We start from the raw sequence: 16,100 nt of genomic DNA, 5'->3' as shown, positions 1-16,100 counted from the left end.
CAAAATAAGCTTTCCTTAGTGTATTTTACCAAACTTCTAGAAACTTATTTAGACAATTTACTATTTTTTTCTAAAAATTCTCAAAATCGGGCTACGACTGTATTCAATTTTTCTACCTTTTAATTCATCCCCTGTGGCATTAAGACAAATGCCAAGCAAAAGTAAAAATGAACCTACATTTAGCCATAACATAAAGATTATAAAAGAACCTACAATTCCATAGTTCTGCCAGCGCGTTCCGAACTGCCTCAAATATAAACCAAAGAAATAGGATAAGGCGCTCCAGCTCACTACAGTAAACCATACTCCAGGCCATACAATGCGCTTTTGTACAGTGATGTTGGGAATAACATAGTTAATATACAAGTTTATAATAACCATAACCAAAATTATAATCGGCCAACGATAATTTTCCAACTTATATACCCACCACAAGGATAGATTAAAAATTGGAGCCAAGAATTCCATAATCTGTCTACCAAAGGTAACAACAAAAATTATTATTGAAAAGCCAACTACCAAAATCACAGAGAGAACAAAAGTAAACGTTCTAGCAAGTAAATAGTTCCACCATGACTTACCTTTTTCTTTTTTATCAACGCCATAAATTTTATTTGCTGCTAAGCGAATTGAATTAACTAAACAACTTAAAGACCAAATAGCAATCACAATACCAAGAGAAATAAAACCACTGGAGTGTTTTTTCAATAAAGCATTGATAATTGGCATAATTAGACTTGAAACCTGAGATGGAAAAATCAATTCAAGATAGCGAGCAATTGGCTCAGTGTCGATATTAAGCAAAGGTAAAACATTTCCAATAATAATTATGATTGGAAAAATACTTAATAGCACATAATAAGCAATAATAATTGAAGTCTGATTTATCTCGCCTTGGCTAATATATTTAGATAATAACTGAAAAAACTCTGTTATACGGTTTTTAGTCTGATTGAGAAAAGAATTCATGGTCTTACTATCTATTAATCTTCATCCAAAAAGTGAGGAAGATATTTTTCATAGCCATCATATGGCTTTTGCAAAGTTAAGATCTTTGGTCCATCTGGAGTAATTGCAAAAGTATGTTCAAATTGAGCTGCCTTCGAACCATCTGGAGTTGCATAGTAAACCCAATCATCATTAGGATCTGATACAGTTTTTTGTTCGATTCTCCAGTCTCCACCAGCTTCAACCATTGGTTCAACTGTAATAGTCATTCCTTCACGTAAACGCAAACCATGACCTGCCTTACCCCAGTGAGGAACTTCTGGATCTTCATGGATAGATGGTTGAATACCATGGCCTACAAGTTCACGTACATCACCATAGCCATTTTCATCTTCAACATAATTTTGAATAACGCTACCAATATCACCAATACGATTTCCAACAACCGCTTGATCAATTCCCATGTACATTGCTTTCTTAGTAACGTCCATTAATTTTTGGTCTTCAGCAGAAATTTCACCAACACCATAAGTAGTACATGAATCAGTTTCGTAGCCATCAACGTTGCAAGTAACGTCAACGCTGACTAAGTCACCCTCTTTTAGGATCTTATCTTTTCTAGGAATCGCATGAGCAATTTCATCGTTTACACTAATACAAGTTCCATACTTATATCCTTCAAAACCTTGTTCTGAAAGACGACCACCATGTTTTTTCATAAAATCTTGAGCAAATTCTTCAATTTCCCAAGTTGAAATTCCAGGTTTAATAACATCACGTAAACCCTCAAACATAGCTGCTAAAACGCGACCAGATTTTTGCATCCCTTGCAACTCACGCTTTGATTTAATTGTTATCATTAAAAAGTCTCCTTTTTTAATTTATATACTCTTAGCATACCTTAAATAGGTATGATTTTGTAGTTATTAAGAAAGTCTCAACCATTCATTGTAAAGCTTTTCTTAAATAATTTCTCTTAAGATTTACAAACTTCTATACTTCTTTAGTATAATAAGAGAAAACGTTATAGAAAGAAGTTTTTTGCATGAAAGCACAAATTGTCTTTGCCAGCATGACTGGTAATGATGAAGATATGGCAGAAATTTTAGAAGAAAGCTTACAAGATGCAGGTTTTGACGTAGAAAATATTGACGTCAGTTTTGCAGATGCTAGCTCTTATCTTGATGCTGACCTTTGCGTGATGATTACTTATACATATGGCGAAGGCGTGATGACTGATGAATTAAAAGACTTTTATGACCAACTAATCACACTTGACCTATCCGGTAAAAAATTTGCTGTAATGGGTTCAGGAGACAAGACCTATAAAGATCACTATTGTGAAAACGTAGATGATTTTGAAAAAGCATTTATTAAATGTGGCGCTATCGAAGCAGCAAAACCAGTTAAAATAGAAAATGCAGTCGATGATGAAGACATTGCCTTAATTGATCAAGCTACTGAAGAAATAGTTGAGGCATTTAATGGCTAAAAATCACCCTAAAAGGAAGGGACAAAAGATTACTCACGAGCAGTTAAGAGAACTCGGGAGTAAATTGGTTGCGAGACACCGAAATTTTTATGTTTATGTTATCTTCGGTTTTCTAGCAGCCGTTATCAATATTGCCTGCTTTCTTTTATTGCATAATATTTGGAAAATGCCTGTGATTTATGCCAACACAATCGCATTTATTATTTCTAATTTAGCCTCTTTTTCTTTTAATAAACATGGTGTATTCATCCAAAATGTCGATAAAAAGCATGGAGTAGTTTACCAAATTTGTTTATTCTTTATCTACCGAGTCATTAGTTTAGTCCCGGATAACTTAATTATGCTAGTTGGTATTTCTTGGCTTAATTGGAATGCATTTTTTGTAAAAATAATCGATCAAATTTTAGTAGGTATTTTCAACTATTTAACTACCAAATCAATTTTTCTTAATACTAGTGGTAAATTTGCTAAAAAATTTAAAGACTACTTTAATAAAAAGTTAACTAAAAAAGCTCCATAAAAATGGAGCTTTTTTAGTTAAAATCAACTGGTTTTTGATTATGTTCCTTGTCAAAATAATAAGCAATTGCATCCATAATCCGATCAGCTGCTTTTCCATCCCCATATGGATTTTTTGCATTCGCCATTTCAGTATATGCTTTTTCATCTTCAAGTAAACGTATCATTTCAGCACGAACCTTATCTACTTCGGTTCCTACAAGCTTTAAAGTTCCAGCTGCAACTCCTTCAGGACGCTCAGTTGTATCACGTAAAACTAATACTGGCTTACCTAGAGAAGGAGCTTCTTCTTGAACTCCACCCGAATCAGTCATAATAAAGTAGCTTTTTTTAGCTAAATTATGAAAATCAACTACATCTAGTGGTTTAATCAAGTGAATTCGCGGATCGTCACTTAATACCTCTTTAGCTACCTTTTGTACACGTGGAGACAGATGAACCGGATAGATAATTTCAACGTCTTTATGACTATCAACTACCTGTTTCATAACTTTAAAGACGCGCCGCATCGGTTCTCCTTGATTCTCTCTGCGGTGCATGGTAACTAAAACAATCTTACTATCTGGGTTAATTTCATCCAGAACATCGTGATGATAATCTTCTTTAACCGTCTGTTCCAAAGCATCAATGGCAGTATTCCCAGTCACATAAATATTATCAGCGAGATGATTTTCTTTAATTAAGTTTTGTTTGCTTAATTTAGTTGGTGCAAAATATAAATCAGTTAAATCATCAGTCATTTGCCGATTCATCTCTTCTGGAAACGGAGAATACTTATTCCAGGTTCTAAGGCCAGCCTCCACATGGCCTAACTTTGTTTGTTCATAAAAAGTTGCTAAGCCAGCCGCAAAGCTAGTTGTTGTATCCCCATGAACCAAAACAATGTCTGGTTGCTCTTTTTTTATTACTTTAGCCATATCAAGCATTACTTTTGAAGTAATATCTTCTAATGTTTGATTTTTATGCATGATATTAAAATCATAGTCAGGTTTAATTTTAAAAATATCTAAAACCTGATCCAACATTTCACGATGTTGAGCACTTACGACTGTTATCTCTTCAAAACGATCATCTTTTTTTAGCTTCAACACTAACGGTGCCATTTTAATAGCTTCTGGTCTAGTACCAAAAACTGTCATTACTTTTACTTTATTCATAATTTATCCTTACCTTATATTTTGTATCTTCTACTATACCCCAATTAAATTTTCCTTGGTACTATTTGTCAAACTACTTTATACTTATATACTATAAGGAAAGTGAGCAATTTATGTTTAGTTTTTTATCTTTAGCTGCAATTTTAATTACCATTATAGTCTTTTGCCTAGTTTTCCTCTTTGGGAACTCTTACCCACAAAAAACTAAGCATGTTTTAATTGCAATTATTGCAATATTACTAATTATTTTTCTCTGGATTGTTTTAGAGATTTTTATTAACCCATTAAAATATGTTTAAGATGAATAAAAAAGCATTTCTTCTCATTAATTGAAGAAATGCTTTTTTCATGTATGACCCCGGTGAGATTCGAACTCACCTCTACGGTTTAGGAGACCATTGTTCTATCCAGATGAACTACGGGGTCAGGACTAATTTCTACTTTAACATAAAAACTAGTTTTTCACTATCATAAATTTAGTATTGAGGTAAATAGAAATTCCGTTGATTATTATCTTGCTTAGCAATCTTATCTGCCACAAAAACAAACGGCATCCAAATAAGAAGCGCAATTACCATATTAATGAGAGCCAGTACAATAGCACGCCAATCATAATTGCAAGCTAAGAACGGTCCAATAAGTGGCGGCATTACAGTTGGAACAAAAATTTGAACTGGATTGACTAAACCAGCCTGTGTAGCCCAATAAGCTAATGATACGTTTACTAAAGGAGCTACAACAAACGGAATTAAATAGACAGGATTAAAAACAACTGGCAGACCGAAAATAATAGGTTCATTAATATTAAAAATTCCTGGTGCTACAGCCATCTTTGCTATTGTTCGATAATCTTTACGCTTAGAAAACATTAAAATGGCAATAATCAATACCAGAGTTCCGCCTGCTCCACCAAACCATGCAAAAACATTAAAAGAGTCGCGAACCCAAATATAAGGAACATGCTCACTATTTCTAACAGCTGTAACATTAATATTTTCTGGTGTCAGCCACAAAGAATCCATTACTGGAGTTAGCACACTTATACCGTTAATTCCAAAGAACCAGAAGATTTGAACCAAAAATGTAACTAATAAAACAACTCCAAAGCCCTGTCCTAAATTAACCAAGGGTCTTTGAATAGTAGTAAGCAGCCAATTACCAAAATAGGTTCCTGTAAGCCTTTGAAAAGCATAATTAACAAAACCTACAATAAAAATAGAAAGCAAAATCGGGATCAAAGTACTAAATGCAACCCATTCTGCATGCGGCATACTACTATCTACTTTTAGTCTAATTCTAGCCTTATAAAAGGTAATAAATAATGCCGTTCCAATACAGCCAAAGATAATAGCTGTAAATAGGCCCATTGTAGAAAATTGTTTGATATCAAAAGCATTTTTAATATCAACTACATCTCCATCAATGCGCAATTTAACGGAATCACTAATGCTCATTGCAAAAGCAACTAAAGAAGCAACAGAACCTGCAAATCGGTTCACTTCATATGTCTTAGCTAGGTGATAACCCCAAGAAATTGCAAAATAAACCGCAAAAAGGGCAAATGTACCTTCCCAAATGATGTTGTCAATCGCTACTACAGGCTGCATTAAAGAATAAAAAGTATCCCAATGCATTTGTACTTTAGCTGCTCTAATTATGCTATTAAATAGCATTGCAATTGAACCAGCCATTGTAATTGGCAGTAAAGAAATAAAAGTATCTCGCATTGCAACTAGCCAGCGTACTTGAGCTAAACGCGATGCAGGTGGCAAAACATAAGTTTCTAGCCATTTAACTAAAGATGACATTATTTTTCTCTTCTATCCTTTCGAGGATGATATCCTTTATTTTTCTTATTGCGCCAACGCTTCTTTTTATGCTTAGGCTTAATTTCCTTTACTTTCTTCTCTTGAGTTTCTGGCTCTTCTTTTTTTCGTTCTGGCTTTTCAGTCGTTAAACTATACCCTGCAAAATATGCTCTTTGAACTTGGTAAGTATTAGCTAGTAATTTTTTCAAGTCTCTAAAGTCATGATCGTCCCCAAGAGTGACAACAGTTCCTGATTTATTCATTCGGCCCGTTCTACCGCTCCGATGCAAGTAGGTATTTACTTCACTCGGAATTTCAAAGTTAATAACATAGCTAACATCAGGTAAGTCTAACCCACGAGCTGCTAAATCAGTCGCAAATAAAAACTTAATTCGTCCTGCTCTAAAATCACTAAGAATTTTTTCTCTATTTTGCTTACTAGTTTCATTACTTAAAACAGCAAATTTTGTCTTACTATGACTAAAAATTCGCGCAAATCTCATTTCACTTTCTGTACTATCAAAAAAGAGAATACCCTTGAACTTATCTAACTTTGCCAACCGCTGCAAGAACTGCATTTTATATTCATTTGAGACTTGTAAAAAGTAATGTTTAACTTCAGATTTTTGCTCTGGTCGCACATCAATCAGTAAGAAAGTATGATTAAACAAATCTTCGGCATCTTTTGTTATTTCTGACTCTGATGCTCCAAAAAGTAAAATTTGAGCAGTTGAAGATAAATTTTGTCCTAATGAACTCAGTAAATCTAATTTTGTAAATTCTAAAATATCATCCGCTTCATCAATCACCAAGGCATTAATGTCTTGATACTTGATTCGGTTCTCTGATAAAAAGTCAAAAAATCTTCCTGATGTAGCAATTATTATTTCCGGTTTTTCCTTTTTTAAGCGTTCTAATTGTCTTTTTCTATTTCCTGCTCCAACTAATGCAATGGTTTTTAAACCTAATGATTTTGCATAAGGTAAAAGATTATTTCTGGTTTGGATCGCAAGTTCAGTGGTTGGTTCTAAAATAATGCCTCGACCACCAATTTCGGCAATTCGCTCCATTACTGGCAAACCATAAGCTAAAGTTTTACCGGTACCAGTCTTAGCTAAGCCTACGATGCTAGCTCCATTACGAATAGCATCATATGTTCTTTCTTGAATTAAGGTTGGTTCATTTTTATGTTCTTTTTCTAAAACTTGTGTAATTGCGTTTGAATACATTTTATTTCCTCTATTGTGTTCCTTGCTGACCATATAATTGCTCGTACTGTGTATTAGTACCAATATAAGCAAACATAGTTACATCCCGCTCGAGATTATCTATATTTTTAACTCTTCCATTTTGAGTGTAACACCAAAAAGCATAGTGTCGTCTATCTTTTAAACTTGCTCCCGTATATAAAAACCTTGTTCCTTCTGGAAAATAATTATGATAACGGTAGTCACCAGCTATCATTACTCTTTTTCCAAGATTATTTATCATTTGAGCAAAAATTCCCATGCACTTCCAATATGACTTAGTCAAGTGACTAGCAGCTGGCACAATCATAACAGGCAAACTTCCGGTGTTAATTCCAACTTTATTCAAAAAGTATTGGTATTGTTCTTGATTACTCGTTTCATCACTATAAGCAATAATTGTACCAAAGTTTAAGTTAGTTCCTTGAATTTGATCCCGATAAAGTAAGTAATTATCGTCAAAATAAGATTTTCCTTGTGTTGACCTCAAATATACAAAAGAAATACCATTTTTTTCTAACTTATGTAAATCAATGTAATCTTTTGTTTGGTCTAGTTCAATGCCTAATACACTCATATTTGAGCCACGAGGAACAGTTGTATTTTGTCTCATATTAAAGTATCCCCATACTAGTCCTGAAAAAGCTAGAATGAGTAAAATAATAATACTTGGGAAAGTATATTTATGTCGATAACGATGCATTTCAGTCCCTCCATTAGCTATTTTAACGAACTTCTTCTTTCTACACCACTTTCATTAAGATTTAGTATAAAATGATATAATTACTAAAAGTTATAGATATATCGAAAGGAAAGCACAATCTTGAAAAGACAAATTAGCTTTGGTCAAGCCCTAGCTACAGTCGTTGGAACTGTAATCGGTGGGGGCGTTTTTTTCAAAATAGGAAGCATTAGTTATGAAACCGGCACTCCCTCATTAACTCTTTTCGTCTGGATTTTAGCCGGTATTGTTTCCATCGCTTCTGGCCTCACCGTATCTGAAATTGCAGCTGCTCTTCCAGTTACTGGGGGCTCTATCAAGTACATTGAGTATACTTATGGAAAAGTTTGGGGCTTTTTATTTGGCTGGGCTCAAATGCTAGTCTATTTCCCTGCCAATATTGCAGCTTTAAGTGTAATATTTGGGCAACAATTTGTTGTTTTATTTAATTTACCTGCTAAATACGCGACTTTAATTGGTCTACTGCTCGCCATCTTTTTAATGGGCTTAAACTTTATTTCTACAAAATTTTCGACCCGAATGCAATCAGTCATGACTATTCTTAAGGCTATCCCAATTGCTTTAATTGTGCTTTTTGGTCTTTTTAATTCAAGCAAAGTCGATATTAACTTATTCCCTTTAAGCGCTGGGCATAATACATCTTTTTGGACAGGCTTAAGCGGTGGTTTACTTGCGGCTTTATTTGCTTATGATGGCTGGATTAACGTAACTAATTTAGCTGGTGAAATTGAAAAGCCTGAGAAGAATCTATCAAGAGCTATTATCATCGGTCTATCTGCTATTACTTTAATTTATGTATTAGTCAACTACGCTTTTTTGACTGCTATTCCTTTTAAAGAAATTATCGGCAATCAAAATACTGCTTATTTAGCTTCGTTAAAACTATTTGGCAGTTTAGGCGGTAAATTAGTTACTATTGGAATTTTAATTTCAGTTTATGGCGCAATTAATGGTTTTATGCTTACAGGAATGAGAATACCTTATACTTTAGCACAAAATAAAATGTTACCATTTTCCGATAAAATTAGTCGCACTAATGTTAATACAGGTGTTCCTACACTAAGTGCACTAATTATTCTTTTCGTATCTTTAATAATGATTCTACTAGGGACTTTTGATCTCTTAACCAACATGCTTGTCTTCGTCATGTGGACCTTTACCACCTTAATTTCAATTGCAGTGGTAATTTTGCGCTACCGCGAACCTAAACTAGAACGTCCTTATGTTGTTCCTTGGTATCCGATTGTCCCGATCATCTCAATTGGTGGTGGTTTATTCATTGTGATCAGTACTGTAATTAATGAATTCTGGCTCTCAATAACTGGCATCGGTCTAACGTTATTGGGCCTTCCTATTTATTACTATATGAAAAAACAGAATAATCGCCAACAATAAAGCTCATAGATAAAGGGTTGAAACTTCCACTAGCTAAGGAGAAAGTCTCAACCCTTTTTAATTTTATGATAAATATATTTTGAATAATTAACGGTTTAAGTTTGCTTGAATAACTTCTGGTTTTAAAACACCAACATAAGGTAAATTACGATATGCATTTAAGTAGTCTAATCCATAGCCAACTACAAATTCATTTTCAACTTTTGAGCCATAGTAATCTACAACTACATCATCTTCACGGCGTTCTGTTTTATTAAGAAGCGCGCAACACTTTACACTCTTTGCGCCACGTCCAATTAATAGATCCTTCATAAATTTTAGAGTATGACCAGTATCAACAATATCTTCAACCAGTAATACATCTCTACCCTTAACATCTGCTTGAACGTCAATATCTAATCTAACTTTACCAGTTGATTCAAAGCCATCACCGTAGCTTGAAACATCCATAAAGTCATTTTGCATTTTTACATTCATATGGCGTGTTAAATCAGTCATAAAGTATACAGCACCCTTTAGTACCCCAATGACTAATGGAAACTTACCAGCATAATCCTCAGTTAATTGCTTACCTAGTCTTTGACAAATCTCTTCGATGTCATCTTGACTAAATAAAACACGATCAATAATGTTGTCAATATTATCACTATTTTGCATTTTAACCCTCTATATCCTTTTATAAATGCGTTGTTAATAGTAGAATTATAACATTTAATTAGACAAAAAAGCACCTATCTTGAGGTGCTTTTTCCGATTATTTATCTTTTTTTTATCATTTTGATCGCTATTTTCTAAATCATCATTTTCACTGGCTTGATCTATCTTAGAAACGATGAACCAACGCATGAATCCTTGTTCAATGTTTACTAGCTTAAACTTAAAGCCTTCTAAATCAACAGACTCACCACGTTTTAAATTAGGATAGTGTTCCATCATATAACCACCGATGGTAATAATATCACTATCTTCGAATGCTTTCAGCTTAGTATGGAAGTAGCGTTCAAAATCATATAAAGTAGTCTTTCCTGAAACATGGATATTTCCATGATCATCGCAGACAATATATTCGTCTGAAACATCATCGATTTCATCCTTAATTGATCCGAAGAGTTCTTCATAAATATCTTTATCAGTTACAATTCCACTTGTTCCACCATACTCATCAACTACTAAAACAATTGGTGTGTGCTTTTTAATCATTAATTTCAAAATATCTTGAATTAACATTGATTCAGGCACAGTAATAATCGCTCTAATAATTCTAGTAATCGGAACATTAGGATTTTCCTGATCTTGACTTACGATATCATAAGCATAAACGTATCCTACAACATCATCTTTATCATTATCACGCACAACTGGGAAACGGCTAAAGCCATCTTTAATATATTTTTCTAAAGCTGTTTTTACATCATCAGTCGCATTTAAAACTTGAAGTTGAGTACGGTCTGTCATGATATCTTTAGCAACTTTATCATTTAATTCAAAAGCACGTTCCATGTACAAAAGATCGTCTTTATCAAGTGAGCCACCAGTTACAGCGTTACGAGATAAACGTAAGATTTCAGATTGTGAATAAACTTCACTTTCTTCATCAGCTGACTGCATCCCTAATAAATGAAGCAATCCATTAGCACTGTGGTTAAGTAACCATACAAATGGATATACAATCATATGGAAAGCAGCTAAAGGAGTAACGACTGCCATTAAACACTTAACGGGCATGTCAATAGCAATATTCTTAGGAACAATTTCAGTTACAACAACCTCTAAATAAGTTAGCAATACAACACCTAAAGTGGCTCCTAATACTCCGCTAGTCTTTGCTCCAAACCAAGGTGTCATTTTAAACGCATCAGTCAATAGTTCTTCAATAGTTCCTTGACCAATCCAACCTAAAATAACACCAACTAAAGTAGTACCTACTTGAGTGGTAGACAATGACTCATTCAAATTATGAACCATATGTAGAGCACGCTTTAGTTTTTTAGGGTTGCCTTGACCGTTTGCCAGCATATCTTCTAGCTGACTCGATCTAGTCTGCACTAAAGCAAATTCAGCAACAACAAAGAAAATTGCAATTAAAAACGTTATGAAAATAACAATTAAATTAGTAGTTATAGTACTTGTAGACAAGTGATCTTCACCTTTTTTATATATTAAATAATTATATCTCTATTTTAGCATTATTTTGCTGAATCAGGGATCCAGTTTGCAACTAATCCGGGATGATTATAATTTTCTTCAATATTACTTGAAACTTGCTTGTTATAAGAATCGGCTGGTAGTTCTACTTTATCGCGTAAATTATGTTTTAAATCAATAAATCCTAACTTCAAAAACTTCTTATTTCTAATCTTAAAATGATAGCCTGTAAAGTAAGCTTTACTTCCTGGAATTTTTTTACAATCTGCCAAGCTGAACTTCATTACTACATCATTTAATTTAATAAAGGCATAATAATCATTTTTACCAAGGTAGGTAACTTCTTGCCTCACTGGTATCTTTTTATAAACGGAAGGTAAATGAGACGGAGTCTGAATATCAGCCACATATTTAAACGCCTCGATTTCTTCTGGATCATAATATTTATTAGAAAAAATCTGAGCATCGTATTCTCTAACCATTGCCGTCAAATAGTGATTTTCTTTGACATATTCTGTTGATTCCTTATTTTTAAAATAAGCTATCCCCAGAAAAGTTACTAAAAATGCGGTTGTCACCCCAAATAAAGTATAAGTAATTTTATTATGTACGCATAAAAATGGAATTAATCCAACAAATAAAAAAATTGTTCCTAGAATTAAAATATAGCCTGGCAATGTATAATTAAACCACTTATCCCAATTAGCCCATTGCTCAGGAGAAACTAATAACATCATTCTTCTTCTCCTTTATTTTTATAATTATGTCATATTTTAATATTATTTTAAATAAACAAATAAAAAACTCTTAAAGAATTCTATCTAACAAATTAGCTAGACTTTATTTCTTCAAGAGTTTTTAATTAGAGATCTTTTTTAATCTTTAAAACTTCATCTAACGGTACACGTTTAGACTTATATTTATTGATTGTTGCCTTCTTATTCGGATATCCTAAACCAATACCAATTCCAATTGATTCATCTTCTGGTATATCCAAATATTTTCTTATTACATCTGGGTACTTAACAAAAGCATGAGCCGGCATTGTACTTAAACCACGATTATTAGCAGCTAACATCAATGTCTGCGAAAACGCACCTAAGTCAAAAATTGACCAAGCTGGAGATTTTTTAGGAATAGTCAAAAATACTATCACAGGAGCGTTAAACAATTTTATTTGAGCTTGATCGAAAGCATCAGATTCACCACGTAAAAAGTAATCTAAATTTTCACTCATCGTTGCCATATTCTTACTTGGAAACGTATCCCACTCAACTTTTAGCAATGAAACAAAATCTTCATGTGGTTCTTCATGAGTCAAGACCTTCTCCTCATGATCTTTTCTTATTGCTTTTGCAACCTCACCTTCAGCCACATAAATTCGCCATGGTTGTGAATTTAGTAATGATGGTGTTCTTTGCGCCTCTTCGATTACTTTGATAACAGTTTTTTCGCTTACTCTTTGATCAGTAAACTTTCTTGTTGCATGTTCACTTGCTAAAACATCTTTAAAATCCATCTCATCATCCCTTCCTATAATATATTTTATTTATTAAAATTACACTTACTTTCCTCAATATATTATAACAATAAATGTCACACTAACAATACAATGATTTTTTAATAACTACAATTAAAAAAGATCGGAAATTAATCCGATCTTTAAAAAATAATATCTTTATTCTAAGCCATTCCATTGCCATTCAGTAACTTCAGGCATATCTTTACCGTTATCACGGATATATTGGTGATGTTTAGCAAGCAAGCTATCCATTTCATCAATGAAATCCGCATTCTTTTCATTTAGCTCAGGAATACTTTCTACTACATCTTTTGCTAAGTCATAGCGATCCATGTGGTTTAAAACACGCATATCAAAAGGAGTGGTAATGTCACCATTCTCTTCATACCCATGAATATGCACATCATCTTTACCACGACCGCGATCAAACCAAATTGATTCCATCATTGGCTTAAATCCATGCCATGCAAAGATAACTGGCGTATCTTTAGGGAAAAGACGATTGAATTCTTCATTACTGATCGCATTTGGATTCTTTTCTGGGGACATTAACTTCATAACATCAATGACATTAATATAGCGAATCTTTAAGTCTGGGAATTTCTTATGAAGTAAATCAATGGCAGCTAAAGATTCAATTGTTGGTTCAGTACCAGTTGAAGCAAAAACAACATCTGGCTTAGCGCCCTTATCAGTTGATGCCCAGTCAACATAACCAAGACCTTTATCAACTAATTTCTTAGCTTCTTCAATTGAGAACCATTGAGGACGAGGTTGTTTAGAAGTTACTAACACATTGATGCATTCGCGATCTCTAAATGCCTTATCAGATACAGCAAGAAGTGAATTAGTATCTGCTGGCAAGTATTCGTGAATTAAATCTGGACGATTCTTTTCATACAAATGTGTTAACATACCGGGATCTTGGTGAGTATAACCATTGTGGTCTTGCTGAAAAACAGTTGAAGTATCAACTAAGTTTAAGGCTGGATAATCATGTCTCCAAGATTGTTCTTTGGCTTTTCTCAACCATTTCATATGTTGAGTAAGCATTGAATCAACTACACGGCCAAATGCTTCATAAGTAGCAAAGAATCCGTGACGACCGGTTAATACATATCCTTCAAGCCAACCTTCATCTTGGTGTTCTGACAATTGTGAGTCAATCACACGACCTTCGTGAGCCAAGTTTTCATCGTTTGGAGTATGAATATTTTGCATCCATTGACGTTTTTGATTATCTAAAAGTTGGAATAAACGATTAGATTTAGTTTCATCAGGGCCAAAACCACGGAAATTAGTTGGGTTCAATTCAGACATCTTGTCTAAATATTTTGCCCATTCGGCCATATCTTGTTTTTCAACAGATCCAGGCTTATCAAATTTAATTGCAAAGTCGCGGTAGTCAGGCATATTTAAGACTTTTGGATCAATACCACCATTGGTTACTGGATTCATAGCCATTCTTTGGTCGCCTGATAAGGTATTTTCTTTAACGATATCTTTTGGTGAGCCATCTTCATTGAATAATTCTTCTGGCTTATAACTTTCCATCCAATCAGTAAGCATTTCTTTATGAGCCATGTCATCTTGAGCAACAGGAATTGGAATTTGGTGAGCACGGAAACTATTTTCAATTGGGTTGCCATCTAGATCAAATTTTGGACCAGTCCAGCCCTTAGGTACTCTAAAGACAATCATTGGCCACTTCACTAAGGAATCATCTTTGTTTTCACGAGCATGCTTTTGAATAGCCTTAATCTCTTCAACAACTTCATCCATTGTCTTGGCCATTTCTTGGTGAACTTCCATGTGGTCTTTATAACCATTAAATTCACCGTCTTTATATGCAGAAACAAAGTATGGCTTCCAACCCATTCCTTCAAAGTACTTAGTTAAGTCTTCATCACTCATTCTAGAAACGATAGTTGGATTAGAAATCTTAAAGCCATTAATTTGCAAGATAGGAATAACTGCACCATCTTTAATTGGATTAATGAATTTACTTGAAAACCAAGAAGTAGCAAGTGGACCAGTTTCTGATTCACCATCACCAATTTCAACTGCTGCAATTACGTCTGGATTATCTAAAATTGCACCAACACCATGAGATAGTGAGTAACCTAATTCTCCACCTTCATGAATTGATCCAGGAGTTTCTGGAGCAGCATGAGAAGCAACGCCACCTGGGAAACTAAATTGCTTAAATAACTTCGCCATTCCCTTTTCATCTTGAGTGATTTCTGGGTAGCGCTCAGTATATGAACCATCTAAGTATGAATTAGATACCATTACTTGGCCACCATGACCAGAACCCTCAATGTAGAACATATTTAAATCATACTTCTTAATTGCACGATTTAAATGAGCATAGATAAAGTTTTGTGGCACAATTGTACCCCAGTGACCAATTGGCTTAGGTTTTACATCTTCTGCCTTTAAGTCTCTCTTAAGTAAAGGGTTATTCATTAAAAATAATTGTCCTACTGATAAGTAGTTAGCTGCACGCCAGTATGCGTCAACACTCTTTAAGTATTCTTGAGAATCGTAATTTACTGCCATAGCAATATCTCCTTGAAATAGTTTTCATTTGCTTATTACAGTACTTATCATATAGCATCAAGTGCAAAAATTCAACTTTTAAAATTATTGGGGCGGTCCAATTATAATTACTTACTTTTTCCCTTTTCCTCTTCGAGTACTTCACGAATCTTAATATTCTTTTTAAAATATTTTCGATACTGTGGATCAAGCTTATTATCCGTAATCAAAATATCAGCTTGCTTACAATCCATGACCTTATACGGAGAAGATCTATCTTCTTTAAATTTATATTCTTCTGCCAGCAAAATAACTGTTTTTGTTCGATTAACTACTTCTCTTTCAATTTGTGCATCAGAGTGGTTAACTACAAAAACTCCATTTTTATTAACCAATGATGTCCCAATTACGGCAATATCAAATTCATATTTATCTATTTCTTTTAAACTATTTAAAGAAGATGTATAGTGATTCTCTTTATGTCAACTACCCCAGAATGAATTCTGGGGCTTGGTGGTTCGTTAGCTTGCGCTAACTATTTCACCAATTTGCTTAGATACAGGCTTAACTTGTTTGAATTGCGA

Annotated in this window: 14 protein-coding genes, 1 tRNA gene and 1 pseudogene; 3 read left to right on the top strand and 13 right to left on the bottom strand. The window is 33.9% G+C overall.

The genetic code is table 11. The features are described 5' to 3' along the window. Positions 1-60 precede the first annotated feature (60 nt). Both CP370_RS06335 and map read right to left on the bottom strand, forming a co-directional pair. On the bottom strand, positions 61-969 hold the full coding sequence (locus CP370_RS06335) for a YihY/virulence factor BrkB family protein (RefSeq protein WP_004897023.1): 909 nt from the start codon (positions 967-969) through the stop codon (positions 61-63). Between the two features lie 14 nt (positions 970-983). Continuing rightward, on the bottom strand, positions 984-1,808 hold the full coding sequence (gene map / locus CP370_RS06330) for a type I methionyl aminopeptidase (protein WP_004897022.1): 825 nt from the start codon (positions 1,806-1,808) through the stop codon (positions 984-986). Positions 1,809-1,993: 185 nt separating this feature from the next. Between map and CP370_RS06325 the strand changes: the two genes are divergently transcribed. Further along, complete coding sequence (locus CP370_RS06325) at positions 1,994-2,440, top strand: flavodoxin (RefSeq protein ID WP_087285343.1); 447 nt, start codon at positions 1,994-1,996, stop codon at positions 2,438-2,440. Next, complete coding sequence (locus tag CP370_RS06320; RefSeq protein ID WP_087713146.1) at positions 2,433-2,960, top strand: GtrA family protein; 528 nt, start codon at positions 2,433-2,435, stop codon at positions 2,958-2,960. The genes CP370_RS06325 and CP370_RS06320 overlap by 8 nt, the downstream gene beginning before the upstream one ends. Positions 2,961-2,973: 13 nt before the next feature. Here the strand turns inward: CP370_RS06320 and wecB are convergent, their stop codons facing one another. The 5 genes from wecB to CP370_RS06290 all read right to left on the bottom strand — a co-directional run bounded on the left by wecB (position 2,974) and on the right by CP370_RS06290 (position 7,874). After that, entirely contained in the window at positions 2,974-4,116 is a 1,143-nt protein-coding gene (gene wecB, locus CP370_RS06315; RefSeq protein WP_087713147.1) for a non-hydrolyzing UDP-N-acetylglucosamine 2-epimerase, read from the bottom strand. A 353-nt stretch (positions 4,117-4,469) separates the two neighbouring features. Then, a tRNA-Arg gene (locus tag CP370_RS06305) sits at positions 4,470-4,542 on the bottom strand. A 50-nt stretch (positions 4,543-4,592) separates the two neighbouring features. Next, complete coding sequence (locus tag CP370_RS06300; RefSeq protein ID WP_087713148.1) at positions 4,593-5,924, bottom strand: PTS sugar transporter subunit IIC; 1,332 nt, start codon at positions 5,922-5,924, stop codon at positions 4,593-4,595. Next, positions 5,924-7,153 carry a DEAD/DEAH box helicase gene (locus tag CP370_RS06295; protein WP_087285339.1) on the bottom strand — a complete coding sequence of 410 codons (1,230 nt, stop codon included), beginning with the start codon at positions 7,151-7,153 and terminating at the stop codon, positions 5,924-5,926. Before CP370_RS06295 ends, CP370_RS06300 begins: the two co-directional genes overlap by 1 nt. Before the next feature lie 10 nt (positions 7,154-7,163). Next, the gene (locus CP370_RS06290; protein ID WP_004895415.1) at positions 7,164-7,874 is read right to left on the bottom strand and encodes a GH25 family lysozyme; all 711 of its coding nucleotides are present in this window, start codon (positions 7,872-7,874) and stop codon (positions 7,164-7,166) included. Between the two features lie 120 nt (positions 7,875-7,994). Here CP370_RS06290 and CP370_RS06285 point away from each other — a divergent pair, with 120 nt between their 5' ends. Further along, positions 7,995-9,308 carry an APC family permease gene (locus tag CP370_RS06285; RefSeq protein ID WP_087713149.1) on the top strand — a complete coding sequence of 438 codons (1,314 nt, stop codon included), beginning with the start codon at positions 7,995-7,997 and terminating at the stop codon, positions 9,306-9,308. A gap of 87 nt (positions 9,309-9,395) precedes the next feature. Here the strand turns inward: CP370_RS06285 and hpt are convergent, their stop codons facing one another. The 6 genes and pseudogenes from hpt to CP370_RS06255 all read right to left on the bottom strand — a co-directional run. Beyond that, positions 9,396-9,965: a hypoxanthine phosphoribosyltransferase gene (hpt, locus tag CP370_RS06280; RefSeq protein ID WP_087713150.1), complete on the bottom strand. Its 570-nt coding sequence runs from the start codon at positions 9,963-9,965 to the stop codon at positions 9,396-9,398. Between the two features lie 54 nt (positions 9,966-10,019). Further along, complete coding sequence (locus CP370_RS06275; protein ID WP_087713151.1) at positions 10,020-11,444, bottom strand: hemolysin family protein; 1,425 nt, start codon at positions 11,442-11,444, stop codon at positions 10,020-10,022. 50 nt (positions 11,445-11,494) lie between these two features. After that, positions 11,495-12,187: a hypothetical protein gene (locus CP370_RS06270; RefSeq protein ID WP_041822244.1), complete on the bottom strand. Its 693-nt coding sequence runs from the start codon at positions 12,185-12,187 to the stop codon at positions 11,495-11,497. A gap of 128 nt (positions 12,188-12,315) precedes the next feature. Then, complete coding sequence (locus CP370_RS06265; protein WP_087285362.1) at positions 12,316-12,972, bottom strand: nitroreductase; 657 nt, start codon at positions 12,970-12,972, stop codon at positions 12,316-12,318. Positions 12,973-13,131: 159 nt separating this feature from the next. Continuing rightward, positions 13,132-15,537, bottom strand: coding sequence for a phosphoketolase family protein (locus CP370_RS06260; protein WP_087285361.1), 2,406 nt, complete (start codon positions 15,535-15,537; stop codon positions 13,132-13,134). Between the two features lie 107 nt (positions 15,538-15,644). Next, positions 15,645-15,998, bottom strand: a pseudogene (locus CP370_RS06255) (DeoR/GlpR transcriptional regulator); the annotation flags it as partial. Positions 15,999-16,100 lie beyond the last annotated feature (102 nt).

The organism is Lactobacillus sp. UMNPBX19, from assembly GCF_002553805.1.
In the GTDB taxonomy this organism is placed as follows: Bacteria; Bacillota; Bacilli; order Lactobacillales; family Lactobacillaceae; genus Lactobacillus.
This window is presented reverse-complemented; position numbering and strand designations above follow the sequence as displayed.

What these genes read in the sequence shown, in the direction of transcription:
- CP370_RS06320 (WP_087713146.1), top strand. Translation starts at nt 2,433, where the DNA reads ATGGCTAAAAATCACCCTAAAAGGAAGGGACAAAAGATTACTCACGAG.
- CP370_RS06290 (WP_004895415.1), bottom strand. Translation starts at nt 7,874, where the DNA reads ATGCATCGTTATCGACATAAATATACTTTCCCAAGTATTATTATTTTA.
- wecB (WP_087713147.1), bottom strand. Translation starts at nt 4,116, where the DNA reads ATGAATAAAGTAAAAGTAATGACAGTTTTTGGTACTAGACCAGAAGCT.
- CP370_RS06300 (WP_087713148.1), bottom strand. Translation starts at nt 5,924, where the DNA reads ATGTCATCTTTAGTTAAATGGCTAGAAACTTATGTTTTGCCACCTGCA.
- CP370_RS06335 (WP_004897023.1), bottom strand. Translation starts at nt 969, where the DNA reads ATGAATTCTTTTCTCAATCAGACTAAAAACCGTATAACAGAGTTTTTT.
- CP370_RS06295 (WP_087285339.1), bottom strand. Translation starts at nt 7,153, where the DNA reads ATGTATTCAAACGCAATTACACAAGTTTTAGAAAAAGAACATAAAAAT.
- map (WP_004897022.1), bottom strand. Translation starts at nt 1,808, where the DNA reads ATGATAACAATTAAATCAAAGCGTGAGTTGCAAGGGATGCAAAAATCT.
- CP370_RS06270 (WP_041822244.1), bottom strand. Translation starts at nt 12,187, where the DNA reads ATGTTATTAGTTTCTCCTGAGCAATGGGCTAATTGGGATAAGTGGTTT.
- CP370_RS06260 (WP_087285361.1), bottom strand. Translation starts at nt 15,537, where the DNA reads ATGGCAGTAAATTACGATTCTCAAGAATACTTAAAGAGTGTTGACGCA.
- CP370_RS06325 (WP_087285343.1), top strand. Translation starts at nt 1,994, where the DNA reads ATGAAAGCACAAATTGTCTTTGCCAGCATGACTGGTAATGATGAAGAT.
- CP370_RS06265 (WP_087285362.1), bottom strand. Translation starts at nt 12,972, where the DNA reads ATGGATTTTAAAGATGTTTTAGCAAGTGAACATGCAACAAGAAAGTTT.
- hpt (WP_087713150.1), bottom strand. Translation starts at nt 9,965, where the DNA reads ATGCAAAATAGTGATAATATTGACAACATTATTGATCGTGTTTTATTT.